This is a genomic window from Pseudomonas sp. Marseille-Q7302, assembly GCF_965111925.1.
This window is the reverse complement of the sequence record NZ_CBCOPK010000001.1, coordinates 3,525,272-3,547,743: the sequence shown is the minus strand read 5'-3', so window position 1 is coordinate 3,547,743 and position 22,472 is coordinate 3,525,272. Positions and strand designations below refer to the sequence as shown.

Sequence of the window (22,472 nt, the reverse complement as noted above, 5' to 3'; positions counted from 1 at the left end):
GTTCTTCCCATGATCCTTCCGGAGCACCTGCCATGTCCTACGACACCCACCAGACACCTGCCTACCCGGCCACCCGGGCCACCGCCCCCCTGCTTAAGCGCATTTCCTGGAGCTCGATCATCGCGGGCGTGGTCATCGCCCTGACCGTCTCCTTGCTGCTCAGCCTGTTGGGTACGGCCATCGGCACCGCCTCCATCGATCCGCAACAGGAAGCCAATCCGCTGGATGGCCTGGGCAAGGGCACCGGCATCTGGGTCGGTGTCAGTGCCGTGGTCTCGGTCTTCATCGGCGCCTGGATCGCCGGTCGCCTGGCGCAACGCGAAGGCGCGCTGCACGGCATCCTGGTCTGGGCCACCGTGACCCTGGTCAGCGTCTATCTGGTATCCAGCGCCGTGAGTGGCGTGGTGCGCACCGGCGTCAACGTGGCGGGCAGTGGCCTGTCGATGATTGGCAGCGGCCTGTCCCAGGCGGCCCCGGCCCTGACCAACCAGGTTCAGGATCAACTGCGTCAGCAGGGTATCCAACTCGACCTGGGTGATCTGCAGAACGAGCTGGAAACCGCGCTGCGTCAGACCGGCAAGCCCGCCCTGCAGCCGCAGAATCTCCAGCAGCAGGCCCAGGGTGCCAAGCAGGATGCCAAGAACACCGCGCAGAACAGCGCCAACAACCCGCAGCAGACCGATGACCAGCTCAATGCCTTGCTGGATCGTCTGCAGCAGCGTGGCGACCAGGCCTGGAACGCCGCCGATCGCCAGGCCCTGGTCAACCTGATCAAGGCCCGTACCGGCAAGAGCGACGCCGAGGCCAATGCCATCGTCGACAAGGCTCAGCAGACCTACCAGCAGGCCTATGCCAAGTACCAGGAGCTCAAGGCCGAGGCCGATCAGAAGGCTCGCGAAGCCGCTGACGTGGCCGCACGCAAGGTTTCCCAGGCCAGCTGGGTACTGCTGATCAGCCTGGTGGTGGGCGGTATCGTCGCGGCCATCGGTGGTGCCCTGGGTCGTCGTACGCAGCCCGTCAACAAGGTAGTCGCTGGCTAAACGCGACCGCTAGCGGACCCCTTCGGGTCCTGCCGTTGGACGAGATGCCCGGACCTGAAAAGGTTCGGGCATCGTCGTTTCCGGGCGGGCGGTTTTCGCTACCGGTCCGGCCGCAACACCCGGGCGAGCAGGTCGAGGCACAGCGGCATAGCCGGACGCTCGGCACCAAACAGGGTGCGATAGATCAGCGGGGCGACCAGGCCGTCGAGCAGGGCGTCCAGACCTGGCGCTGGCTCGCCGCGCAACCGGGCGCGTTCGAGTATCAGCTCCAGGCGTTCCCGGGTCGGTTCGGTGCAGCGCACCGCGCAGCCCGGATCGGTGGCGGCCAGGGCATCCCTGAGCATGGCCTGGCCAGGCGTCGAGGCGAGGTCGTCCACATAGTGTTCCAGCCAGCGTTCGAGGTCGCCTCTCAGGCTGCCGGTGTCCTCCGGCGGCTGGTCGGGGCGCAGGCGCTGCAGGTCGACATCGGCCAAGAGGCTAGGCAGGTTGCCCCAGCGTCGATAGAGCGTGGAAGGGGTGACGCCGGCGCGGGCAGCGATCAGGGGCACCGTCAGGGCGTCTCGTGGCTGCTCTCGCAGCAGCGCCAGGACGGCCTCGTGAATGGCTTGCTGGACGCGGGCACTGCGGCCGCCGGGACGAGCTTGCTTGGTGGTCATGGCGACAGGATACCCGTCCCTTAACGCAAACGCATTGCTTTTGGTACGCAAAGGGCTCAGGCTTTAAAGCAATTAATTAGCGTTAAGGGATAGGCATGGTTTCCGCGAATGGCTCTTCCACCGCCCGCCTGATCCTGCTGGGCGGGGTGCTCTTTACCTTCCTGGCGGCTTCCAGTGCGCCAACGCCGCTCTATGCCAGCTACCAGCAGGCCTGGGGCTTCTCCACCTTCTGGCTGACCTGGGTATTCGCCGTCTATGCCTTCACCCTGCTCGCCGCCTTGCTGGTGGGTGGGCGGCTGTCCGATCACCTGGGTCGACGCCCGGTGATCCTGGCGGCGCTGGTACTGGAGATGGGCGCCATGCTGCTGTTCCATCAGGTACAGGGCCTGGCGGATCTGGTGCTCGCCCGCGCCCTGCAGGGGCTGGCGACCGGTATCGCCACCAGCGCCCTGGGTGCGGCATTGCTCGACGTGGATGCCGGGCGCGGTCCCTGGCTGAACAGCCTGGCGCCCCTGCTGGGCATGGCCGGCGGCGCCCTGGGGTGCGGCCTGCTGGTGGAGTTCGCGCCCGCTCCGCTGCAGCTGGTCTATCGGCTGTTCCTGGCGCTCTTCCTGGTGCAGGGCCTGTTGCTGTTGCGCCTGCCCGATCCCCTGGCGCGCCGGCCCGGGCTGCTCGCCGCGCTCCGGCCTCAGCTGGCGATACCGCCCCAGGCGCGTGCCATGCTGTGGCGGATCTTGCCGCTGGAGTTGGCGGTCTGGGCGGTCGGTGGTTTCTATCTTTCGCTGATGCCGGGCCTGATCAAGACGGCCACCGGCACCTCCTCGATCCTGGTGGGCGGGGTAGTGGTGGCCGGCCTGACCCTGACCGGCGCCGCCAGCCTGCATGGCCTGCGCCACTGGCCCGCCGCGCGGCTGCTGCGCCTGGGCGCGGGCACCCTGGTGGTCGGTCCGGCGCTGCTCTGGCTGGCGGTGGCCAGCGGTCAGCTGGGGCTCTTCGCCCTGGGCACCCTGGTAACTGGAGTGGGCTTCGGCAGCGGCTTTCTCGGCGCCACCCGCAGTCTGCTGCCCCTGGCCGAACCGGCCCAGCGGGCCGGCCTGCTGGCGGCCTTCTATGTCTTGAGCTATCTGGCCTTCTGCCTGCCGGCCCTGGCGGTCAGCACCCTGGTGCCCTGGCTGGGGCTCAGCGGGTCCGCTCAGCTCTACCTGGCCGGGCTGATCCTGCTGGCGTTGCTGGGGGTGCGCAACAGCCTGCCGCGCGCCTGCGTCCAGCCAGGCTAGAGCCGGATGTCGGCCGGACCCTGGATGGCCCGCTCGACGGGCCTGCCGGTGGCGCGCTCTTCGTTGGAAAAGCCGTCATGGTCGGCCAGGGGGCCGAAGTCGATGCCGGTCAGCTGCTCGATGCGCAAGACGCTGCACTGGTAGGTGCGCAGGCGGCCAAAGGCGATGGATAGCGCGTCCAGCTCCCGGCGCTGGTCCATGAGGTAGGCACTGGCGGAGGGCTTGCCGTCGTCACCGAGATAGGCCACCACCTTCCAGAAGGCCTCGGGAATCCGGGCGTCGCGATAGACCCGGTCGTCCGGGCGCAGCACCGGGCCGCTGAAGACCGTGATGCGTGCCTGCCAGCGCTGGGTGTTGTCGAGCAGATAGTCTTCCAGCTCCAGCCAGGTCTGTTGGTTGAAGGCGGCCATCTGCGGGGCGCAGTTGGTGAAGTGGAAGGTGTCTTGGTTGGCCTGGACGGCCGCGGGGCCCCAGTTGGGATCCTGGCGGCGCACCAGATGACCCCGGTCAAGCAGGTTGTCGGCATAGAGCGCCTCGCCGAGTTGGGCCTCCAGCGGCACCCGACCGTCATAGGCCCAGGCATCGCGGCCACGCTTGACCTCCACCTGTTGGCCGCCATCGATGTTGACGCCGACCCAGAGCGCCATTCGCCGGCTGCGCGAGAGGGTCACGGAAAAGTGGGTGTAGTCCAGGCGGTCAGCGGAGGCGGGCAGGGGATAGACATCGCTGGCCAGGGCCGCGCCTGGACGCGGCCATGGGACCAGGAAGCCGCCGAGAAAGTCGGCCTGGTAGCCCTGACGATCCGTCAGGCTGACGGCGGGTGTGATGCGGGGTTCGGCACGCAGGCTGGGCAGGGCCTCCGGCAGCAGGGGACGCAGATCGGCGAGGCGAGGACGATAGGCGAGATCGACGGCAGGGGACTGGCTGGACATGGGAAACCACGGGCGGCGAGGGGCGAACCACCAGCGCATCACGGGCAGGTTACCGGACGATGACGGCGGTCAGCGAAGTGGTATGCACAGGCGCTAGCTGGCAAACTCGTTCGCGACCTAACGATTCCCCTTTAAGATCTTGTGAGTGAACCGCCCATGACGCTATCGCTGTTTTCCCCCTTTGCCCGTCAGAGCGTCTGGCTGCTCGGCGTGCCCGGTCTGCTCCTCACCGGCGCCGCCCTGGCCAGTCAGCAGTCCGATGCCAAGGGCTTCGTCGAAGACGGTGACCTGACCCTGCTCCTGCGCAACTACTACTACCTGCGCCAGAACGAAGGCGACGGCCATGGCGCCGAGGCTCGCAACAGCCGCGACCCGCGCAGCTGGACCCAGGCGTTCCTGCTCAACTACACCTCGGGTTTCACCCAGGGCACCGTGGGGGTCGGGGTGGACGCCTATGGCTACCTGGGCCTCAAGCTGGATGGCGGCGATGGCCATGCCAACACCCCGAACATGCCGGTGGACGGCGACGGCAGCCAGCGCAGCGAATTCAGCAAGGGCGGCGCGGCGGTCAAGCTGCGCGTTTCCAACACCGTGCTCAAGTACGGCGACCAGCAACCCACGGCGCCGGTACTGGCGGCGGGTGGCAACTGGCTGTTTCCCCAGACCGCACGTGGCTGGAGCCTGGTGAGCCAGGAGGTCGATCACCTGGTGCTGGAAGGCGGCCACTTCACCGCCGCCACGGCGCCGCGCACCACCGGCTCGGACGGCGGCATCTATGCGGGCTACGCGGGGGTAGAGGCAGGCTCGGCCAGCTATGCCGGGGGTGTCTACAAGTTCAGCGATCATTTCAGTGCCTCGCTCTACGCCGGGCACTTCGAGGACGTCTGGGACCAGTACTACGGCAACCTCAACTATGTACTGCCGCTGGCCGCCGGGCGGAGTCTGACCTTCGACGCCAACCTCTATCGCACCCTGGACGCTGGCAGCGCCAAGGCCGGCAGCATCGCCAACACCGCCGGCTCGCTGGCTGCCGCCTTCCAGACCGGCGCCCATACCTTCACCCTGATCCACCAGCGCATCCACGGCGACCAACCCTTCGACTACGCAGTCTTCGGGGCGCCGCTGCCGGGTTCCTTCGGTGATTCCATCCTGCTCGGCAACTCGATGCAGTTCTCCGACTTCAATGGTCCGGGCGAGCGCAGCTGGCAGGTACGCTACGACCTGGACATGGAGAGCTACGGCGTACCGGGGCTGAACCTGATGGTGCGGCATACCCGCGGCAGTGGCATCGACGGCACCCGGATGGCGGCGGACTCGGCCTATGCCGGGCTCTATGGCGATGGCGACAAGGAACACGAGACGGATCTAGAGGCCAAGTACGTCCTGCAGGACGGCCCGGCCAAGGACCTGAGCTTCCGCCTGCGCCAGGCCTGGCATTCCGGCAGTCAGAGCACCGGCGGCACCGTGGCCGAGACGCGGCTGATCACCGAGTATCCGCTGAATATTCTCTGATACCGCTGAGTGTTGGGCAAACCGCCGTAGGTTGGCGCTGAGCGCAGCGAAGCCCAACGCTGCCAAGGTCACGCTCGGCTTGTTGGGCTTCGGCGATGGAGCCGCCTCAGCCCAACCTACGGCATGAGGCAAACCGCCGTAGGTTGGGCTGAGCGTAGCGAAGCCCAACGTTGCCAGGGCCAACCCCGGACTGTTGGGCTTCGGCGATGGAGCCGCCTCAGCCCAACCTACGGCATGAGGTAAACCGCCGTAGGTTGGCGCTGAGCGCAGCGAAGCCCAACAATTATCCCCCTCAATCCTTCGCCCGCGACTCTTCCAGTAGCCGCTCGATCTCGCCATGCAGGCGCTCAGTGGCACCGGCGCGGTCGATCCACCATTCGGTGGACCAGACGCGCAACAGCGTCCAGCCCAGGCCTTCGAGGATGGCGCTGCGGGTCTTGTCGCGGTCGCGGGCGGTGGCGGCACTGTGATAGGTGGCGCCGTCGCATTCGATGCCGACGAGATAGTCGCCCCGCCGGTCGGGATGGACGATGCCCAGGTCGATACGGAAGCGCGAAACGCCGATCTGTGGCACCACCTGCCAGCCCTTGGCTTCCAGCGCCTGGGCCACGGCTTCCTCGAAGGGCGAGTCGTGCCCACCCAGGGAACCCTTGACCGCAGCTGCCAGGGCCCGGGGCCCCCGCTGGGCGAATTCCAGGAACAGCTTGAGATCCCGTACCGCGCGGGCGTTGGTGCGGTTGAGGTCGATCAGCCCCGGATCGAAGGAGGAGAACACCAGCATCTCCCGTCGCGCCCGGGTCACGGCCACGTTGAGGCGACGCCAGCCGCCGTCCTTGTTCAGCGGACCGAAGTTCATCGACATCGTATTGGCGCCCGGCTCGGTGGGACCGAAACCGATGCCGAGCATGATCAGGTCGCGCTCGTCGCCCTGGACCGTTTCCAGGTTCTTGACCACCACCGGCTCGGCCAGGTCTTCGGCGAAGTGCGCCTCGATCTCCGGGTGCTGCTGGCGCGCGCGGTCGAGCAGGTCGGTGACCAGCCGCTGCTGTTCGCTGTTGAGGGTGATGATGCCCAGGCTGAGGCCGGCGAAGGCCGGATCGAGCAGGCGCTTGACCGCTTCGGCGACCATGGCCTGGGCCTCGATGGCATTGTGGCGGCCCTTGCCCTTGGCATAGACGCCGTCGACCCGTCGCCATTCCACCGCGCTCGGGCGGATCTCCGGCGCGGGAAAGGTGATGAGCTTGCCGTCGTAGTAGTGGTGGTTGGAAAAGGCGATCAGGCTCTCGTGGCGACTGCGGTAGTGCCAGTTGAGGCTGTGGCTGTAGATGCCGGCGCCCAGGCATTCGTCGAGGATGCTTTCCAGGTCTTCGGCGGTGTCGTCCTCGCCGGCAGCGCGGTCGAAGAAGCGGGTCGGTGGCATCTGCCGGGGGTCGCCGGCGATCACCACCTGCACGCCCCGGGCGATGGCGCCCACGGCGTCCCAGGGAGCGATCTGCGAGGCTTCGTCGAAGATCACCAGGTCGAACAGGCCGCCATCCGGAGGCAGGTACTGGGCGATGGACAGCGGGCTCATGAGCATGCAGGGCGCCAGTCGCGCCAGGGCGTCACCCATTTCCAGGGCCAGCTGGCGCAGCGGCTTGTGCCGGCGCTGCTTCTGCAGTTCGTGCTTGAGCACGGCGAAGCCGCCGCCCTGGCGCGCCGCGTCGTTCTTCGGCGGCAGGCCGTGGCAGAGCAGGGCGCGGATATGGCGCACAGCCAGATTCTGCAGCCGGTCGTCCAACCGGCGATAGGCCTGGATATCGCTCTCGTGCTCGGCCGGGACGAAATCGCGCAGCAGCGGCTCGGCGTCCAGGGCGGTGGCGGCGAACCAGCGGGCATAGGCGGTCTCGAACAGGGCCGGGAGGTCGTCGGCCGCGGCGGTCGTGGCACGGGCGATCAGCGCCGTCAGGCCCAGCGCCTCGGCTTCCTCGCGAACGCGTTGCCAATCGCACCAGGCCTTGAGCCGACCCGGCTGACGCAGCAGCGCGGCGGCGGCGCGCACCAGCTCGGCGGCGGCGGTATCACTGGCCAGTCCCGCCTGCGCGGCGAATGCCTGGCGCGCCGCCTCGGCCGCATCCAAGGCCTCGGCGAAGGCACTGCTGGCCGGGGCCAGGGTGGTGTCCACCGGCTGATCCTCGGGATGCTGCAACCGGCGCGCTGCCGCCTGGCGCAGGGCCAGCAACTGCTCGGGCGTTTCCGCCAGGGTTGGCAGCGCGGTGCCGAGCCGCTCGGCCAGGGCGCGACGAGCGAGCAGGGCGTCAAGGTCGCTGGTGACGCCTTGCCAGCCGCTGATGCTGCCAAGGGTGGGCGCCAGGTCGTCCAGCTCGGTAAGCAGGGTACGCTGGCGGCGCAGTCGCGGCAGGTCGGCAGCTACATCGGGTTGGCCCTGGGTTTCGCCCTGGCGGGCGAGGTCCTGGGTGACCTGCCGCTGGGCGCGGCTGGCGAAGATCCAGAAGCGGCGGCCGGCGGCGTCCCAGGCGGTTTCCAGCTGGGTCAGGGCGACGCGGCGACAGGCTTCGGCGGCATAGGGTACCGACAGCTCGCGCTCCAGTGCCTGGTAGTCCGCCAGCAATTCCAGGGCGCGTCCCAGGTGACGCTGGCGCTCGGCGGCGCCAGGGCCGAAGGCGAAGGCCAGGTCCTGGCCGGCGGCGCTTTGCAGCAGTTCGGCGAACTCCAGCAGGCGGCGAGGCGCCACCTGGTCGGCCAGCGGCAGACCGAGGACATCACGCAGGCGTTGCCGCGCCTGCTGGAGGTCGTGTTGGGTGTCGCGCAGGCGTTCGGCAGCGGTGACCAGGACGTCCTGCCAGGCGTTGGACCAGGGATGCGCCGGCAAGAGGGCGAAATCCGCCGCCAGGCTGCGCCCGGTCTCGGCATGCAGGGCCAGGCGGCGTACCGCGGTGCGTAGTTCGGCCAGGGCCTCGGCGTCGTGGGCATCGGCCTGGGACCATGCCAGGCGTGGGGTATCGGGGGCGGCGTCGCGCAGGACGCGGCCAATGCTCTGCTGCAGGGTCAGGCCATTGGGCCAGCGGCGGTGCAGGCGCTCCACCACTGCGTTGAGACGATCCCGCAGGCGCTCCACCTCGGCGGCCTCGACCAGCCATTCCTCTTCATCAAGGCCGTCGCGGGTGTCCCAGGCGCGCTCCAGCTGCTTGAGCACCTCGGCCTTGGAGGCCTTGCTCGAATGCAGCTCCAGACAGAATTCGCCGAGCCCCTGGGCCTCCAGGCGGCGATACACCACGTCGAGGGCCGCACGCTTCTCGGCGACGAACAAGACCCGCCGGCCGAGCGCCAGGTTGTGGGCGATCATGTTGGCGATGGTCTGGGACTTGCCAGTGCCGGGCGGGCCGTCGAGGACGAAATCCTGGCCGCTGGCCGAGGCCAGTACCGCCGCCAGTTGCGAAGAATCCGCCGGCAGCGGGGTGAAGAGTTCGGCCGGGGTCACCTGGCGATCCAGCTCGCGCTCGCGGGGAAAGCTGCCGCCGCTGAGGTAGGCGCCGGATTCGGTGGTGCGCTCCAGCAGGTGCCGCACCAGCGGGCTTTCCATCAGCTGGTCGCTACGCTCGGTGAGGTCCTTCCACATCAGGTACTTGGCGAAGGAGAACTGACCGAGCAGCAGCTCGCTGCTCACCTCGAAGCCGGGCAGGTCGCGCACCGCGCGGCGGACCTTGGTCCAGATCCCGTCCACGTCGATGCCGTTGCCATCCCCAGGCAGGGGGCCATCGAGCCCGGGAATGTCCAGGTCGAAATCGTGGCGCAGCAGTTCCAGCAGGGTGAGGTTGAAGCGCGGCTCGTCCTCGAACAGGTGCAGGGTGATGCCGCTGGCGGCGCTCTGCCGTTCCAGGCGTACCGGCAGCAGGATCAGCGGGGCACGGTAATGCTTGGGATCGTCGGCGGCCTTTTTCCAGCGCAGGAAACCCAGCGCCAGGTAGAGGGTATTGGCACCGCCCTCGTCAAGGTCGCTGCGGGCGCGCCGATAGAGCTCCACCAGGGCCGCGTCCAGCTTGGTCGCATCCAGGGGGGCGACCACCTCGCCACGAGCCAGGGCGCCGCGGGCATACTCGTCTTGCAGGTTCTCGTGTTCACGCGCCTCGTGCAGCACCGCGTCGCGACCGCTTACCGCCAGGTCCGGCAACGGCACCAGGCGCAGCGCCCGGCCCTCGGCCAGGCGATCTTCCAGCGCCGCCGGCTCGGGGCAGAGCAGGGGCACGCTGCGGGCGTTTTCCGGCACGTGCAGCAGGCGGTTGCGGGTGGTGAGGTCGAGCAGCTTGCGCTGCCAGAGCGCCAGGCGACCGACCGGGGTGGTGGGCGCGGCCTCGACGTCCACGTCGAAGGCTGGCAGCGGCGGGGCCTCTTCCAGGGCTTCGCCCGGCAGCAGCAGGCCGTCCAAGGGGGTGGCGAGCTGTCCGGGCACCGCCAGTGGGCGGATGCGTTGCAGGCGGGCGCGACGGATGTCCAGGGCTAGCACGAAACTGTCGTCGTCCAGCTGGCGCTCGGCCAGTTGCACCGCCTGGCTGAAGGACGGCGGCGGGGAGGCGGTGGCCTGGGTGGTCTCGAATACCAGCAGGTCCTTGAGCGCCACCCGCTTGCGCACCGGCTCGGCGTCGTCGGTGAGCAGCTGAGCGAATTCCTGGGGCTGCAGCCAGACCCCGGCGAAGGCATGACCGTGGGTGATCACCAGCAGCGGGTTGAGGCCCGCCTGTTCCAGGGCCGCGCAGGCGAGCAGGGCGAGATCCAGGCAGGTGGCCAGGCCACCGTCGAGGATGGCGCCGGGCGTGCGGATCTTCTGGCCCTGGCGCTCGAAGCTGGCCGGCGGCACTGCGTAGGTCAGCTGCAAGCCGCACAGGGCCGACCAGAGCGCCGAACTGAGCTCCCAGACCCGGCGGCGCGACTCCCCCTCGTAACCATCCAGCGCCGTGGACTTGCCGGCGCGACGCAGGACCTCGGCGGCAGCGCCCAGCAGGCGATCCACCGCCGGATCGTTGGGCATGACGAAGGCCGCCGCCAGTTCCGGCATGCTGTCCACGCCGCCCCACTGGTTACGGGCCAGCAGCTCGACCGGATAGCGCCGCGTCTGCAGGATCTCGTCACCTTGGCGCACCGTGAAGGTCAGCTGGGCGACCAGGCTTTCCTGGAGGCTGCCGAGCAGAGCGGCGTCGAATTCGAGGTCGCGATCATCGAGATAGAGGGTGCCCTGGGGATCGAGGCGCTCCAGGTGCCAGGTGCGCGGCACCACGAAAGGCGGCTCGGCGGTCACCGTGAGGCTGAGGTCGGCCAGGGGTTCGGGGCCGCTGTGGGTGAGGCGCAATTCACGCAGCACGGGCACCGCGTTCTGGTGCGCCGCGAAGCCGATCTTGCCGGCCAGCACCAGTTCGACATCCACGCTCATCGCCTACCACCCTTGCTTATTACCTAAGGTAGATGAATGTACAGTAGTGGACGGGTCGATGCAGCCCATAGCCGTCCTGGGCAAGCGGAAAAAGTCCTTTGGTGACGGGCGGTTGCGTGGTTTGAGCGGCAGGTCGCGGTTCAGGCGGCCGGGGTCGGGAAGACCAGCCTGAAATGAATACCCCGCGCATCCTGCTCGACCTCGGCGCGCCCACCATGCAGACGCATGATCGCGGCGACGATGGCCAGGCCCAGGCCGTTGGAATCATGGGGCTGATGGCGGGACGGGTCGGCGCGGTAGAAGCGATCGAACAACCTCTGCAGGTGTTCCGGCGCCAGGGCAGGCCCCGCATTGCTGACGCGGATGCGCCCGCCGTCCGCCTGCAGCTGGATCTCGCCATCTGGCTCGGCGTAGCGGATGGCATTGGCCACCAGGTTGCTCAGGGCGCGGCGGAGCATGAGCGGATCGGCGATCACCTCACCGCCGCCTGCCACGACGAGGCGCAGGCTGCGCTCGTCGGCCGGGCCTTCGAAATAATCGGCGATGCGCGTCAGCTCCTCGGCCAGCTGCAGCGGTTGCGGCGTCAGTACCGCCTGGGCGTCATCGGCGCGGGCGAGGAAGAGGATGCTTTCCACCAGCCGCGAGATGCGCTCCAGCTCTTCCAGGTTGGAGGCCAGCAGCGTCTGGTATTCCTCGGTGCCACGCACCTGGCGCAGGGCGACCTCGGTATGGCCCATGAGGGCATTGATCGGGGTGCGGATCTCGTGGGCGAGGTCAGCGGAAAACTGCACCAGCCGACCATAGCCGTCGGCCAGCCGCGCCAGCATGGCGTTGTAGTTTTCCACCAGCGGTTGCAGCTCGCGCGGAGCATCGGCCAGTTCCAGGGGGGCGGCCAACCGGGTCGGAGTGATGCCACCGGCATGGCGGGCGATGCGCCGCAAGGGGGCCAGGCCCCGGCGCAGCAGCAGATAGCCGAGCCCGGCGGTAGCCAGGAAGGCCAGGGTCACGGCACCGAGCAGCCCCAGACGGAAATCGGCCAGGGTGGTGTCCTCGTTGCGCAGCACATGGGCGGCGGTCAGTTCCACCGGTCCCTCGGGGGTATTCACCGCGACCCGCGCCGCGCGCCAGCGAGTCCCGTCGGCCAGGGTGCCTTCGCGCAGATCGGCGCGAGTCGGCCGCCGGGTCTGGGGGATGACAGGAAGGTCAGGGAGGGCGATCTGCAGCGGGTTGGAGGCGATCACGGGCCTCGCGCCCGGCATGCCGATGAGAAAGACATCCTGCTCGTTGCCCAGCATGTTGGCGAACAGCTGCGGACTGCGGCCCAGGGTCTCCAGGGACAGGTCGGCACTGAGCAGGCTGCGAAAGTGCGCCAGGCGACCGAGCAGGGCGTAGTCGGCGCGCTCCAGCACGGTACGTTCCAGGCTGTGGTAGAGAAAAATGCCTGCGCCGCCCACGGCGAGCAACGCCACCAGGGCGAAGCCCAGGGTGGCGCGCAGGATCAGCGAGGGTGAGCGGGCGCTCAAGGGCGGACCTCGCAGACGTAGCCGATGCCGCGCACGGTATGGATCAGCTTGACCGGATAGGGGTTGTCGACCTTGGCGCGCAGCCGCTTGATGGCCACGTCCACCACGTTGGTGTCGCTATCGAAGTTCATGTCCCAGACCTCGGCGGCGATCAGGGTGCGCGACAACACCTCGCCCTCGCGCCGCAGCAGCAAATGCAGCAGGGCGAACTCCTTGTTGGTCAGGACGATGAGGTCGTCGCCTCGGGTCACCCGCCGCCGCAGCAGATCCAGCTGCAGATCGGCCAGGTGGAAGTGCTCGGGCTCGCGCACCACGCCGCGGCGCAGCAGGGTGCGGATGCGCAGCAGCAGCTCGACGAAGGAGAAAGGCTTGACCAGGTAGTCGTCGGCGCCCAGCTCCAGGCCGCGGATGCGATCCTGCAGGCCGTCGCGGGCGGTAAGGAAAAGCACCGGCACGTCGTGCTTCTTGCGCAGCACCTCCATGATCTGCCAACCGTCGATGCCGGGCAGCATGACGTCGAGGATGACCAGGTCGTAGCGGCCGTCCAGCGCCAGGTGCAGGCCATCGGCGCCGTGCTGGGTCCAGTCGACCGCGTAGCCGGATTCACCGAGGCCCTTCTTCAGGTACTCGCCGGTCTTCTGGTCGTCTTCGATGAGGAGAATGTGCATGGTGTAATGGTAGGGCCTCCGGTCGCTTCGCTGGGTGACATTTTTGTCATTCGCCGGTCATCTTGCTGACCCCCCACGCGTCGCACTGTGGCGGGGCGATTCCCTATCCCAGGAGGTTTCATGCGTACCCAGACCCTGCTCCGTGGTTCCCTTGCCCTGCTGCTCGCCGGCAGCGCCCTGCTGGCCCAGGCCGCGCCCATGCCCACCGTCAAGCCCATGCGTGGCACCGTGGACAGCGTCCAGGGCGACACCCTGGCCTTCACCACCCGCAATGGTGCCCACCAGACCCTGATGCTGGACGACAAGACCAGCTACCGCGCCGTGTCCAAGGCCAACCTGGATCGCATCGAAGCCAACAGCTTCATCGGCTCCGCCGCCACCCCCCAGCCCGATGGCACCCTCAAGGCGCTGGAGGTGACCGTGTTCGAGGCCAGCCTGCGCGGCTCCGGCGAAGGCCACTACGGCTGGGAAAACGCCGACGGCAGCACCGGCACCATGACCAACGGCACCGTGGGCGAACTCAAGAAGGCCAACGGCCGTACCCTGACCGTGCAGTACAAAGGCGGCGAGAAGCAGCTGGTGGTACCGGAAGACGTGCCCATCGCCTATGTCGAGAAGGGCGACCGCAGCCTGCTCAAGCCCGGCGCCAAGGTGGTGCTGTTCCCCGCCGAAGACGGCAAGCACGCCAAGGGCGTGGCTGTCGGCAAGGACGGTTTCACCCCGCCCATGTAAGACCCCCCCGCGGTCGCCTGATTGGGATGGCGACCGCCTCCATCTCGCGGTGAAGAGGGAAATGCCATGACCACCTCGCGACGGCGACTGGTGCACCGCTGGCCGGTGCGCCTCACCCATTGGCTCAACGCCCTGGCGATGCCCTGCATGTTCATGAGCGGCTGGGCGATCTACAACGCCTCGCCGCTGTTCCCCTTCACCTTTCCCGCCTGGGCGACCCTCGGCGGTTGGCTAGGCGGCGCCATCGCCTGGCACTTGGCGGTCTTCTGGCTACTGCTGGCGAACGGCCTGATCTATCTGCTCTATGGCCTGTTCAGCGGCCACTTCCGGCGGGATTTCCTGCCGCTGTCACCGCGCGCCATTGGCCGTGATTTCGCCGCGGCCGTGCGCCTGCGTCTGGGGCATCACCTCGGCACCTACAACGCCGTGCAGCGCCTGCTCTACTGGGGCGTACTGGCCCTCGGGGTGCTGGTGGTGCTCTCCGGCCTGGCGATCTGGAAACCGGTGCAATTGCAGGGGCTGGCGGCCCTGCTCGGCGGCTTCGACACTGCCCGCTACGTGCATTTCTTCGCCATGGCCGGGATCGGCGCCTTTGTCGTCGTACACCTGGCCCTGGTCATCCTGGTCCCCCGCACCCTGCCGCCGATGATCACCGGTCGGGCGCACGAGGAGGTTAACGATGAGTCGGCGTGAACGCCTGCGCCTGGAACCGGCGCAACAGCGGCAGGTGGAGAATCTGCAGCGACGCCTGCTGCTCAAGCAGGGCCTTACGGTAGGCGCCCTGGCCATGCTCAGCGGCTGCAACCTGCAGGACGGCGACAGCGTGGACAAGGTGCTCTGGTCCATGTCGCGCTTCAACGACCGGGTGCAGGCCTGGCTGTTCGGTCGCGACCGCCTGGCGCCGACCTATGCCGCCAGCCAGATCACCGATCCCTTTCCCTTCAACGCCTTCTACCCCGAATACAATGTCCCGGAAGTCGACCTGAGCGATTACCGCCTGGAGGTCTCCGGCCTGGTCGCCAACAAGCAGGCCTGGACCCTCGAAGACCTGCGCCGCCTGCCGCAGCGCGCCGACATCACCCGCTTCATCTGCATCGAGGGCTGGAGCGCCATCGGCCAGTGGGGTGGGGTGCCCCTGCGTACCTTCCTCGAACGCATCGGCGCCGACACCACGGCCAAGTACGTCGGCTTCAAGTGCGCCGACCGCTACTACTCCAGCATCGACATGGCCTCGGCGCTGCACCCCCAGACCCTGCTGGCGCTGGACTTCGGCCAGGTGGCTCTGCCGCCGGACTACGGCTATCCGCTGCGCCTGCGGGTGCCCACCAAGCTCGGCTTCAAGAATCCCAAGCACATCCAGGCGCTGTTCGTGACCAACGACTATCCTGGCGGGTACTGGGAGGACCAGGGCTACAACTGGTTCAGCGGGATCTAGCCTGGTCTGAAGAGTCCCTCGTCCAGCGACGGTGCAGACTGGTCTCCAGGAGCGGAACCCCGGCCCGGAGGTAGAGTCGAGATACCACCATCCTCTACCGGGAGCTCCCCCTCATGTCCGCGCATCCCTCGATCGGTTTCATCGGCTTTGGCGCCATGGCCCAGCGCATGGGCGCCAACCTGCGCGAGGCCGGCTATCCGGTCCGCGCTTACGCCGAGCACCAGCAGGACGGCGAGCGCCATGGCACGCCCATGGAGCCGCTGGCGACGCTGCTGCCTCAGGCGAAAGTGGTGATCGTCTCCCTGCCCAACGACGCCATTCTCGAACAGGTCCTGCTCGGCACCGACGGCGTCCTCGCCCGTCTGGAAAGCGGTCGGCTGCTGATCAACACCAGCACCAATTCGCCTGCGCTGTCGCTGCGCCTGGAAGCCGCTGGTCGTGCCCGTGGCATCGCCGTGGTCGAGGCGCCGGTGTCCGGCAGCACGCCCGAGGCGGAACAGGCGCAACTGGTGGTCTTGGCGGGTGGCGAACCCGAGGCGGTAGAGCGTGCTCGGCCGATCCTCGAAACCCTGGGCAAGACCGTCCATCACGTCGGTCCAACCGGGCAGGGCGCGGCCATCAAGCTGGCCATCAACGGCCTGATGGGCGCGGGTCTCGCCGCCCTGGCCGAAGCCCTGGCCTATGCCACCCGCGCCGGTCTCGATGCCGAGGTGCTGTTCGAGGTGTTCGGTGATCTGGCAGTGCTCTCGCCCCACCACCAGCGCAAGCTGGCGGCCCTGCGCGAGGGCGACTTCGCGCCGCAATTCCCCGCTGCCCTGATGCACAAGGACATGGGCCTCCTGCTGGCCGAACTCAATGCCACCTTCCAGGGCGCACCGACCCTGGCTGCCGCGGCGCAGCAACTGGCGCTGGGTGCCGAGCTGCATCCCGACGCCGACTACGTCATCACGGCCGATGTCCTGCTGGAAGAGGCCGAGGACGCCGCCACGCGCTGACGCCTGGCTTTCCCCCTTCCGGGACGACGTCTAGACTGATCCGGTCCGTCGTCCCGGAATTCCCGCCGCATGACCGCTACCGGCACCGCCGTACCCCACTTCTGGCGTGATCCTGCGCTGCCCTTTCTCGAAGCCCGTTCCATCCAGGACGGTCGCGCGCTCTGCTATGCCCCTCATTCCCACGAGACCTTTTCCATCGGCACCGTGCTGGGTGGGCGCAGCCGCTATCACAATGGACCGACCCGCGAACTGGTAGGGGCGGGTACCCTGGTGTTGATGAATCCCGGCGACGTCCATGCCTGCAATCCCCAGGGCGAGGGCGCCTGGCGCTATCGCATGCTGCATGTGGACGCTGGCTGGCTGGCCGAGCTACAGCGCCCAGGCGCTGAGGACTTCCAGCCGCTGGCCGTGCAGCTGTCCCAGGACGACCGGCTGTACGCCGGATTGGAAGCACTGCATGCCTGCCTGGTCGATCCCGATAGCCTTGCCCTGCAGCGCCAGAGCCAGGCGCTGCTGTATTTCGAATCCGTGCTGGCCCGACTGGGGCGCACGCCCATCGCCGCCGCGCGGGAGCGTGAGGATCGCCGCTTGCGCCGCGCCGCCGAGTTTCTCGATGCCCACTGCGGTGAGGGCGTCAGCCTGGACCAGCTGAGCCAGGTCGCGGATCTCTCGCCCACCCAGCTGATTCGCAGCTTCCGCCGGCGCTTTGGCCTGACCCCCCATGCCTATCTGATCGATCGCCGCATCCGCCTGGCGCGACAACGGCTACGCCAGGGCGAGGAGCTGGCCGAGGTCGCCCTGGCCACTGGTTTCGCCGACCAGGCCCACCTGCAGCGCACCTTCAAGCGCCTGGTGGCGGCCACCCCTGGTCAGTACCGCGCCGCTTCAACCCTCCCACAGCAGGGAGGCGGCGCATAGCACCAGCAGCGCCGCAAGGACGCGATTCAGCAGCCGCAGCCGCGCGGCCGTCAGGGATCGCCCTCGCAGCCATTCGCCCGCCACCGCCCAGCAGGCGAGCGAAGCGAAGCAGATCACCAGATAGAGGCCGGCGAACAGCGCCAGGCGTCCGCGATCCTCGCCAACGAACAGTGCCACGCCGGCGGCCGCAGCCAGCCAGGCCTTGGGATTGAGCCACTGCAGCAGGACGCCGTCGCGAAAGCCCGGGCACTGCCGCGTCTGTCCAACGCCCAGGTCGCCGGAGGCCCGCGCCAGCTTCCAGGCCAGGTACAGCAGGAAGAGCGCGCCGGCCACGCGCAAGACCCAGAGCAGCATCGGCCAGGTTTCCAGTACCTCGTGCAGGCCAAGGCCGACCGCCACCAGCAACACCACGAAGCCCAGGGTGGCACCCGCAACGTGCCACAAGGCTGGACGCCAACCATGGGTAAGGCCGGTATTGAAGCCGACCAGGTTGACCGGGCCGGGCGAGAGAGAGGCGACCAGGGCAAAGGCGGCCATGGAGAGGATCAGGGTCATCTTGAGGTCTCGTCGATTGAGGAGACCTGACCCTAGCGAGCGTGACCGCCTGCCGTATTGAAGAAAATGACCTTCAATGCCGACGAAAGGTGGGAATTCAAGGCGTTTCGCTGACGTCCATTACAGCGAGCCTTGGCTCCCCCGGTGGTTTCAACGTCGCTGTCGGCCACCGGGGCTTTCCCTTTCTGTGTCCTGCCTCGCTAGGGCGCGACGGGCAGGGTGAACCTGAAGGTGCTGCCCTCGCCCAGGGCACTGACGACGCTCAGTTCGCCCCCATGGGCCTCGACGATGCCCTTGGCGATATACAGGCCCAGGCCGTGGCCGGTGGGATTGTCTTCCTGAACGTGCCAGAAGCGCTCGAAGACCCGCGCCTGCTGCGCCTGATTCATGCCGCGGCCATTGTCGGTCACGCTAATCTCGGCCAGGGTGCCGATGCGCTGCATGCTGAGCTGCACCAGGCCACCCGGTGCGGTGAACTTGATGGCATTGCCCAGCAGGTTCATCAGTACCTGGAAGATGCGCTCGGCCTCCACCAGTACCTGGAGATCCGGGTCGACCGCATACTCCAGGTTGATGTTCTTGATCTCCGCCAGCGGACGCGACAGCAGGATGGGCTGAGCGCAGACGTCTGCCAGACGCGCGGGTTTCAGGTCCAGGGCGAGTCGATCCGATTCGATCTTCGACAGGTCCAGCAGATCGTTGATCAGGGCATTCATGCGATTGGCGGCCGTCTCGATCACCTCCAGCGAACTGGGCAGACGATCATCGCCCAGCGCCAGCTTTTCCAGCATGCGGTGGATCATCCCCACCTTCATCAGGATGATGGTAATGGGGCTGCGCAGGTCATGGGAAACGGCCGCGACGATCTCGTCGCGCAGCCGCACCGCCTGGCGTTCACGCTCCACCTGACGCGCCAGATCCAGCTCGACCGCCGAGCGGCGCAAATCCTTGGCGGCGAACAGATCGGAAGGCCGCCAGCGCTCGGAGCGCAGCCGTACCAGTTCCTTCCAGGCATCGAAGGAGCGCCGTGGATGGGGATAGTTGAGGCCTGAGCCCGAGGCGGGCGTCGTGGGTTCCAGCTTGGCAGGATTGCCGCTCCAGACCACGGTGGTCACGATCTCGGGGCGGAACCAGAGCACCAGATTACGCACCGGCTTGGGCAGTGACAGCGCCAGCACACCACTGGCCCGGTCACTGTAGCGCCGCGCGTCCGGCAGTTCGTCGGTCAGGCAACGGGTCGCATAGATGCCCGAGGCATCCATTTCCGCCGTGACCCAGGCCGCGAGCATGCGGATGTCTTCCGCACTCGGGCATTCACCCAGGGTGCAGAGTTCTTCCTCCACCAGGACCGCGGCACCGGTGGCATCCACCAGTTCCAGCAGATCCGTCGCCCGTTCGCAGAGACCGCTGAGCACCTCGCCCTTGCTGTCGCACATGCCCTGGATCAGCGCGGCCAATTGCGCTTCACGGGCGTCGATCTCGCGCTGGACCTGACGATTCTCCAGCGCGCGGATCATCAGCGAGACCAGCACCCCTACCGAGCGGCAGGCCATGCGCGTGCGATAGGGAAGGTACAGGGGATCGCGGTGGCCACAGCTGATCAGGCCCCAGAGCTTGTCATCGCTGATCAGCGATACGCTCATGGACGCGCGCAGGCCCTGATTGCGCACGTACTGGCAATGGATGGGCGATACGCTGCGCAGCACGGCATGGGTCAGGTCGATGGGATCCTTGGTGGTGCCATGCAGGAAGGCCGGTATCAGCGGCACCGCCTCGTAATTGGCGTCTGGAATGTTGCGAATCCAGTTCTCGTGATAGAGGGCGCGTGCCTGAGCGGGAATGTCGGCAGCGGGGAAGTGCATGCCCAGATAGCTGTCGATGTCCTCGACGCGGCTCTCGGCCACCACCTGACCATCGCCACCGTCGTCGAAGCGATAGACCACCACCCGGTCGAAGCCGGTCAAGGCTCGCACTTCACGCACGGCGCCTTCGCACAGTTCCGGCAAGGTACGCGCCTGCTGCAGGCGCGCCAGGGCGCGGGCCAGGCCGGCCGGTTCGACGCCACCATGATCGTCCGGCTCGAACTCCATGAAGACCAGGCCATGACTGCGATGCAGGATCACATCCATGTCGCGGGTCGGGCGCGTCCAGGCCAGCGGGTTGACCTCTTCCAGATGCTCCAGGGTCAGGGCGTGCTGCACCTGTTCGAACAGCTCGGGCGGCAGGGTCTGCGCCAGAGGCTGATTCAACAATTCGCTTTCCGCTTTGCCCAGCAGGTCGGTCAGGTTGCGACTGATGTGCTTGATCAGCTGCTCTCTTTCGTCGAACGCGAGGAGGTAGCCATGCGCCTGGATAGCGCCTGGAATGCGGATCGGCTCGCTTTCGCAGCTTTGCAGCGACTGACCGGAAGGTGCAGCAATCATGCGACTGTCTCAAATGAACTCTTGAATAGGACCTTGTACCGGCGCGCCTGTTGGCGTCAGGGCGGTAAATAGCCGTCTATGTGATATAGATCACATCTTGCCAGACGTCATTTCACCTCATTATTTCATCTGGATTGCTCGATAACCATTGGTGCGATCACTTTTAATTCAAGGTCATGCACGCATCATCGACGTCCTGACCGGCTCCGCTGGCAGCGGTATCATGGCGCCTTTTACCAGAGTCCCGTCATGGCCCGCTTTCGCCCCTTGCCCATCATCGACCGCAGTCAGGATGACCTCTTCATGCGGGAAGCCCTCGCGCTGGCGCAGCAGGGAGCGGCGCAAGGCGAGGTCCCGGTGGGAGCAGTGGTAGTCCTCGACGGCGAGATCATAGGTCGTGGCTTCAATCGCCCCATAGGCGCTCACGACCCCAGCGCTCATGCGGAGATGCAGGCCATCCGTGACGCCGCTGCTCGTCAGGCCAACTACCGTCTGCCGGGAGCCACCCTCTATGTCACCCTGGAACCCTGCGGCATGTGCGCCGGCCTGATCGTCCACAGTCGTATCCAGCGCCTGGTCTTTGGCGCCAGCGAACCCAGGGCCGGCATGGCGCAGAGCCGCGGTCGCTTCTTTGACCAGGATTTTCTCAACCACCGGGTGCTGGTGGAGGGTGGGGTGCTGGCCGAGGCCTGTGGTCAGGTGCTGACCGAGTTCTTCCGGGCGCGGCGCAATTCGGTACCTGGCGAGGGTTAGGCGGCCAGTTCGCGCATCCGCGTCAGCACCGCGTTCAAACCATTGCTGCGCGACTGCGACAGTTGCCGCTCCAGGCCGAGTTCACCCAGCCAGCCATGGATGTCGAGGCGGCCCAGCTCCTCGCGGGTGAGACCGTTGGCGCGCACCAGCACCACGGCGAGCAAGCCCTTGAGTACCCGGGATTCGCTGCTGGCGCGAAAGAAGTGCCGCTCGCCCTGGGCTTCATGGGTCAGGCGCACGCGGCTTTCGCAGCCCTGCACCAGATCCTCGTCGCGGTCTTCCAGTACCGCCGGCAGGCGCTCGGCCCATTGCAGCAGGAGGCGCGAGCGCGCTTCCCAGCCTTTGGCGATGACGAAGGCACGGCGGGCTTCCGCCGCATCGGGAAGCAGATTCATCGCAAGAGCTCCAGGGCGTTGTCCAGCGCGGTAAAGAAACGCTGCAGGTCGTCGGCATCGTTGTACAGGCCCAGGGATACCCGCAGTGCGCCGGGTGTATTCAGGGTCTGGAACAGCGGCATGGCGCAGTGCTGACCGGCGCGCACCGCGATGCCTTGCTCCCCCAGCAGGTGGGAAAGGTCGCCAACATCCACGCCTTGGACCTGGAAGCAGGCCAGGGCGATCTGGGGCTCGCCCAGGATGCGGATGCCGTCACGGGCGGCAAGGCCAGCCAACAGCTTCAGACTCAGCGCCTGCTCGTGGCCGCGGATGAGACTTTCATCCTGTCCCTGCAGCCAGTCGACCGCCGCGCCCAGGGCGATGGCCGCGCCTATGGGCGGCGTACCCGCCTCGAAGCCCATGGGGGCGGTGTGAAACCGGGCCTCAGTGAAGCTGGTGTGCTGCACCATCTCGCCACCAAATTGCCAAGGCTTGAGCTGCGCAAGGCAGTCGGCCTTACCCCAGAGCACGCCGATGGCCTCCGGGGCATAGAGCTTGTGGCCGGAAAAGACATAGAAGTCGGCATCGAAGTCACCCGGACGGTGGCGGCCATGGACTGCGCCCTGGGCGCCGTCCACCACCAGCCAGGCCGGTGTGAGTGCTCGTACGAGGGCGGCGAGCTCCACCAGCGGCTGCCAGGTTCCCAGCACATTGGACAACTGGCTGACCGCGACCAGCCGGGTTCTGGGTCCCAGCAGCGCCCTGGCGGCCTCCAGATCCAGATGACCGCTTGGCGTCAGGGGGATCACCCTGAGCTGCAGCCCCTTGCGCCGGGCCAGCTGCTGCCAGGGCAGCAGGTTGGCGTGGTGCTCCAGGGCGCTGATGAGGATCTCATCACCCGCGGCGAAGCTGTCTTCCAGGCCGTAGGCCAATAGATTGAGCGCCTCGGTCGCCCCTCGGGTCAGCACCACCTCCTGCGGCGAGACAGCGCCCAGCCAGGCGGCGATCCGCCCCCGGGCGCCTTCGTAGGCCGCGGTGGCGCGCTCGGCCGCCCAGTGCTGGGCCCGGTGCACATTGGCCGCGCCCAGGCTGTAGCTGGCCAGCAGGGCGTCCAGCACCACCTGGGGCTTCTGGGCCGTGGCGGCGCTGTCGAGGTAGGTGATGCCGTCGGCGGCGAAAGCGGTGAAAGCCGGAAATTCGGCTCTCCAGGGGGAGGGTAGCGACATGGCGACAGCTCCGGGGTAGCCCGCGCGC

Annotated in this window: 18 protein-coding genes; 9 read left to right on the top strand and 9 right to left on the bottom strand. The window is 67.6% G+C overall.

Translation table 11 applies throughout. The features are described from left to right. The first annotated feature begins 32 nt into the window (after positions 1 to 32). Positions 33 to 1,040 carry a hypothetical protein gene (locus ACWPW1_RS16560; protein WP_454253448.1) on the top strand — a complete coding sequence of 336 codons (1,008 nt, stop codon included), beginning with the start codon at positions 33 to 35 and terminating at the stop codon, positions 1,038 to 1,040. Positions 1,041 to 1,138: 98 nt separating this feature from the next. Here the strand turns inward: ACWPW1_RS16560 and ACWPW1_RS16555 are convergent, their stop codons facing one another. Then, positions 1,139 to 1,696, bottom strand: coding sequence for a TetR/AcrR family transcriptional regulator (locus tag ACWPW1_RS16555; protein WP_059315760.1), 558 nt, complete (start codon positions 1,694 to 1,696; stop codon positions 1,139 to 1,141). Positions 1,697 to 1,791: 95 nt separating this feature from the next. Between ACWPW1_RS16555 and ACWPW1_RS16550 the strand changes: the two genes are divergently transcribed. Next, positions 1,792 to 2,973 (top strand): MFS transporter, encoded by a 1,182-nt coding sequence (locus ACWPW1_RS16550; RefSeq protein WP_454253447.1) that lies wholly within the window; start codon positions 1,792 to 1,794, stop codon positions 2,971 to 2,973. Here the strand turns inward: ACWPW1_RS16550 and ACWPW1_RS16545 are convergent. Next, positions 2,970 to 3,905: a DNA/RNA non-specific endonuclease gene (locus tag ACWPW1_RS16545; protein WP_454253446.1), complete on the bottom strand. Its 936-nt coding sequence runs from the start codon at positions 3,903 to 3,905 to the stop codon at positions 2,970 to 2,972. The two genes, ACWPW1_RS16550 and ACWPW1_RS16545, sit on opposite strands and share 4 nt — an antisense overlap. Before the next feature lie 156 nt (positions 3,906 to 4,061). Here ACWPW1_RS16545 and ACWPW1_RS16540 point away from each other — a divergent pair, with 156 nt between their 5' ends. After that, on the top strand, positions 4,062 to 5,417 hold the full coding sequence (locus tag ACWPW1_RS16540) for an OprD family porin (protein ID WP_454253445.1): 1,356 nt from the start codon (positions 4,062 to 4,064) through the stop codon (positions 5,415 to 5,417). A gap of 292 nt (positions 5,418 to 5,709) precedes the next feature. On the opposite strand, the gene ACWPW1_RS16535 is transcribed toward ACWPW1_RS16540, so the two are convergent. From ACWPW1_RS16535 to ACWPW1_RS16525, 3 genes are all read right to left on the bottom strand, one after another. After that, complete coding sequence (locus ACWPW1_RS16535; RefSeq protein WP_454253444.1) at positions 5,710 to 10,842, bottom strand: DUF4011 domain-containing protein; 5,133 nt, start codon at positions 10,840 to 10,842, stop codon at positions 5,710 to 5,712. Positions 10,843 to 10,982: 140 nt separating this feature from the next. Beyond that, positions 10,983 to 12,365, bottom strand: coding sequence for a heavy metal sensor histidine kinase (locus tag ACWPW1_RS16530; RefSeq protein WP_454253443.1), 1,383 nt, complete (start codon positions 12,363 to 12,365; stop codon positions 10,983 to 10,985). Beyond that, entirely contained in the window at positions 12,362 to 13,033 is a 672-nt protein-coding gene (locus ACWPW1_RS16525) for a heavy metal response regulator transcription factor (protein ID WP_059315754.1), read from the bottom strand. Before ACWPW1_RS16525 ends, ACWPW1_RS16530 begins: the two co-directional genes overlap by 4 nt. Before the next feature lie 120 nt (positions 13,034 to 13,153). On the opposite strand from ACWPW1_RS16525, the gene ACWPW1_RS16520 reads away from it, so the two are divergent. The 5 genes from ACWPW1_RS16520 to ACWPW1_RS16500 all read left to right on the top strand — a co-directional run bounded on the left by ACWPW1_RS16520 (position 13,154) and on the right by ACWPW1_RS16500 (position 17,113). Beyond that, a complete protein-coding gene (locus ACWPW1_RS16520; RefSeq protein ID WP_007160626.1) occupies positions 13,154 to 13,765 on the top strand; it encodes a hypothetical protein in 612 nt (203 codons plus the stop codon). A 66-nt stretch (positions 13,766 to 13,831) separates the two neighbouring features. Continuing rightward, complete coding sequence (locus tag ACWPW1_RS16515; protein WP_017640013.1) at positions 13,832 to 14,458, top strand: cytochrome b/b6 domain-containing protein; 627 nt, start codon at positions 13,832 to 13,834, stop codon at positions 14,456 to 14,458. Further along, a complete protein-coding gene (locus ACWPW1_RS16510) occupies positions 14,445 to 15,200 on the top strand; it encodes a molybdopterin-dependent oxidoreductase (RefSeq protein WP_454253442.1) in 756 nt (251 codons plus the stop codon). The genes ACWPW1_RS16515 and ACWPW1_RS16510 overlap by 14 nt, the downstream gene beginning before the upstream one ends. Positions 15,201 to 15,313: 113 nt before the next feature. Continuing rightward, positions 15,314 to 16,195, top strand: a complete 882-nt coding sequence (locus ACWPW1_RS16505) for an NAD(P)-dependent oxidoreductase (protein ID WP_454253441.1) — start codon at positions 15,314 to 15,316, stop codon at positions 16,193 to 16,195. A 69-nt stretch (positions 16,196 to 16,264) separates the two neighbouring features. Further along, positions 16,265 to 17,113, top strand: coding sequence for an AraC family transcriptional regulator (locus ACWPW1_RS16500; RefSeq protein ID WP_454253440.1), 849 nt, complete (start codon positions 16,265 to 16,267; stop codon positions 17,111 to 17,113). Here the strand turns inward: ACWPW1_RS16500 and ACWPW1_RS16495 are convergent. Together ACWPW1_RS16495 and ACWPW1_RS16490 are read right to left on the bottom strand one after the other, a co-directional pair. Further along, a complete protein-coding gene (locus ACWPW1_RS16495; protein ID WP_271655623.1) occupies positions 17,081 to 17,668 on the bottom strand; it encodes a LysE family translocator in 588 nt (195 codons plus the stop codon). The two genes, ACWPW1_RS16500 and ACWPW1_RS16495, sit on opposite strands and share 33 nt — an antisense overlap. A gap of 200 nt (positions 17,669 to 17,868) precedes the next feature. Then, a complete protein-coding gene (locus ACWPW1_RS16490) occupies positions 17,869 to 20,091 on the bottom strand; it encodes an ATP-binding protein (RefSeq protein WP_454253439.1) in 2,223 nt (740 codons plus the stop codon). Positions 20,092 to 20,340: 249 nt separating this feature from the next. Here ACWPW1_RS16490 and tadA point away from each other — a divergent pair, with 249 nt between their 5' ends. Then, positions 20,341 to 20,844 carry a tRNA adenosine(34) deaminase TadA gene (tadA, locus tag ACWPW1_RS16485; RefSeq protein ID WP_454253438.1) on the top strand — a complete coding sequence of 168 codons (504 nt, stop codon included), beginning with the start codon at positions 20,341 to 20,343 and terminating at the stop codon, positions 20,842 to 20,844. Here the strand turns inward: tadA and ACWPW1_RS16480 are convergent. After that, complete coding sequence (locus tag ACWPW1_RS16480; protein WP_059315748.1) at positions 20,841 to 21,239, bottom strand: SufE family protein; 399 nt, start codon at positions 21,237 to 21,239, stop codon at positions 20,841 to 20,843. The two genes, tadA and ACWPW1_RS16480, sit on opposite strands and share 4 nt — an antisense overlap. After that, on the bottom strand, positions 21,236 to 22,444 hold the full coding sequence (locus ACWPW1_RS16475) for an aminotransferase class V-fold PLP-dependent enzyme (RefSeq protein ID WP_454253437.1): 1,209 nt from the start codon (positions 22,442 to 22,444) through the stop codon (positions 21,236 to 21,238). The genes ACWPW1_RS16480 and ACWPW1_RS16475 overlap by 4 nt, the downstream gene beginning before the upstream one ends. Between the last annotated feature and the right edge of the window lie 28 nt (positions 22,445 to 22,472).

Bases quoted from the DNA above. Each gene is read 5' to 3' on its own strand.
- ACWPW1_RS16560 (WP_454253448.1), top strand. From the start codon at position 33: ATGTCCTACGACACCCACCAGACACCTGCCTACCCGGCCACCCGGGCC.
- ACWPW1_RS16540 (WP_454253445.1), top strand. From the start codon at position 4,062: ATGACGCTATCGCTGTTTTCCCCCTTTGCCCGTCAGAGCGTCTGGCTG.
- ACWPW1_RS16515 (WP_017640013.1), top strand. From the start codon at position 13,832: ATGACCACCTCGCGACGGCGACTGGTGCACCGCTGGCCGGTGCGCCTC.
- ACWPW1_RS16535 (WP_454253444.1), bottom strand. From the start codon at position 10,842: ATGAGCGTGGATGTCGAACTGGTGCTGGCCGGCAAGATCGGCTTCGCG.
- ACWPW1_RS16495 (WP_271655623.1), bottom strand. From the start codon at position 17,668: ATGACCCTGATCCTCTCCATGGCCGCCTTTGCCCTGGTCGCCTCTCTC.
- ACWPW1_RS16525 (WP_059315754.1), bottom strand. From the start codon at position 13,033: ATGCACATTCTCCTCATCGAAGACGACCAGAAGACCGGCGAGTACCTG.
- ACWPW1_RS16490 (WP_454253439.1), bottom strand. From the start codon at position 20,091: ATGATTGCTGCACCTTCCGGTCAGTCGCTGCAAAGCTGCGAAAGCGAG.
- tadA (WP_454253438.1), top strand. From the start codon at position 20,341: ATGGCCCGCTTTCGCCCCTTGCCCATCATCGACCGCAGTCAGGATGAC.
- ACWPW1_RS16555 (WP_059315760.1), bottom strand. From the start codon at position 1,696: ATGACCACCAAGCAAGCTCGTCCCGGCGGCCGCAGTGCCCGCGTCCAG.
- ACWPW1_RS16500 (WP_454253440.1), top strand. From the start codon at position 16,265: ATGACCGCTACCGGCACCGCCGTACCCCACTTCTGGCGTGATCCTGCG.
- ACWPW1_RS16510 (WP_454253442.1), top strand. From the start codon at position 14,445: ATGAGTCGGCGTGAACGCCTGCGCCTGGAACCGGCGCAACAGCGGCAG.
- ACWPW1_RS16520 (WP_007160626.1), top strand. From the start codon at position 13,154: ATGCGTACCCAGACCCTGCTCCGTGGTTCCCTTGCCCTGCTGCTCGCC.
- ACWPW1_RS16480 (WP_059315748.1), bottom strand. From the start codon at position 21,239: ATGAATCTGCTTCCCGATGCGGCGGAAGCCCGCCGTGCCTTCGTCATC.
- ACWPW1_RS16545 (WP_454253446.1), bottom strand. From the start codon at position 3,905: ATGTCCAGCCAGTCCCCTGCCGTCGATCTCGCCTATCGTCCTCGCCTC.
- ACWPW1_RS16505 (WP_454253441.1), top strand. From the start codon at position 15,314: ATGTCCGCGCATCCCTCGATCGGTTTCATCGGCTTTGGCGCCATGGCC.
- ACWPW1_RS16550 (WP_454253447.1), top strand. From the start codon at position 1,792: ATGGTTTCCGCGAATGGCTCTTCCACCGCCCGCCTGATCCTGCTGGGC.
- ACWPW1_RS16475 (WP_454253437.1), bottom strand. From the start codon at position 22,444: ATGTCGCTACCCTCCCCCTGGAGAGCCGAATTTCCGGCTTTCACCGCT.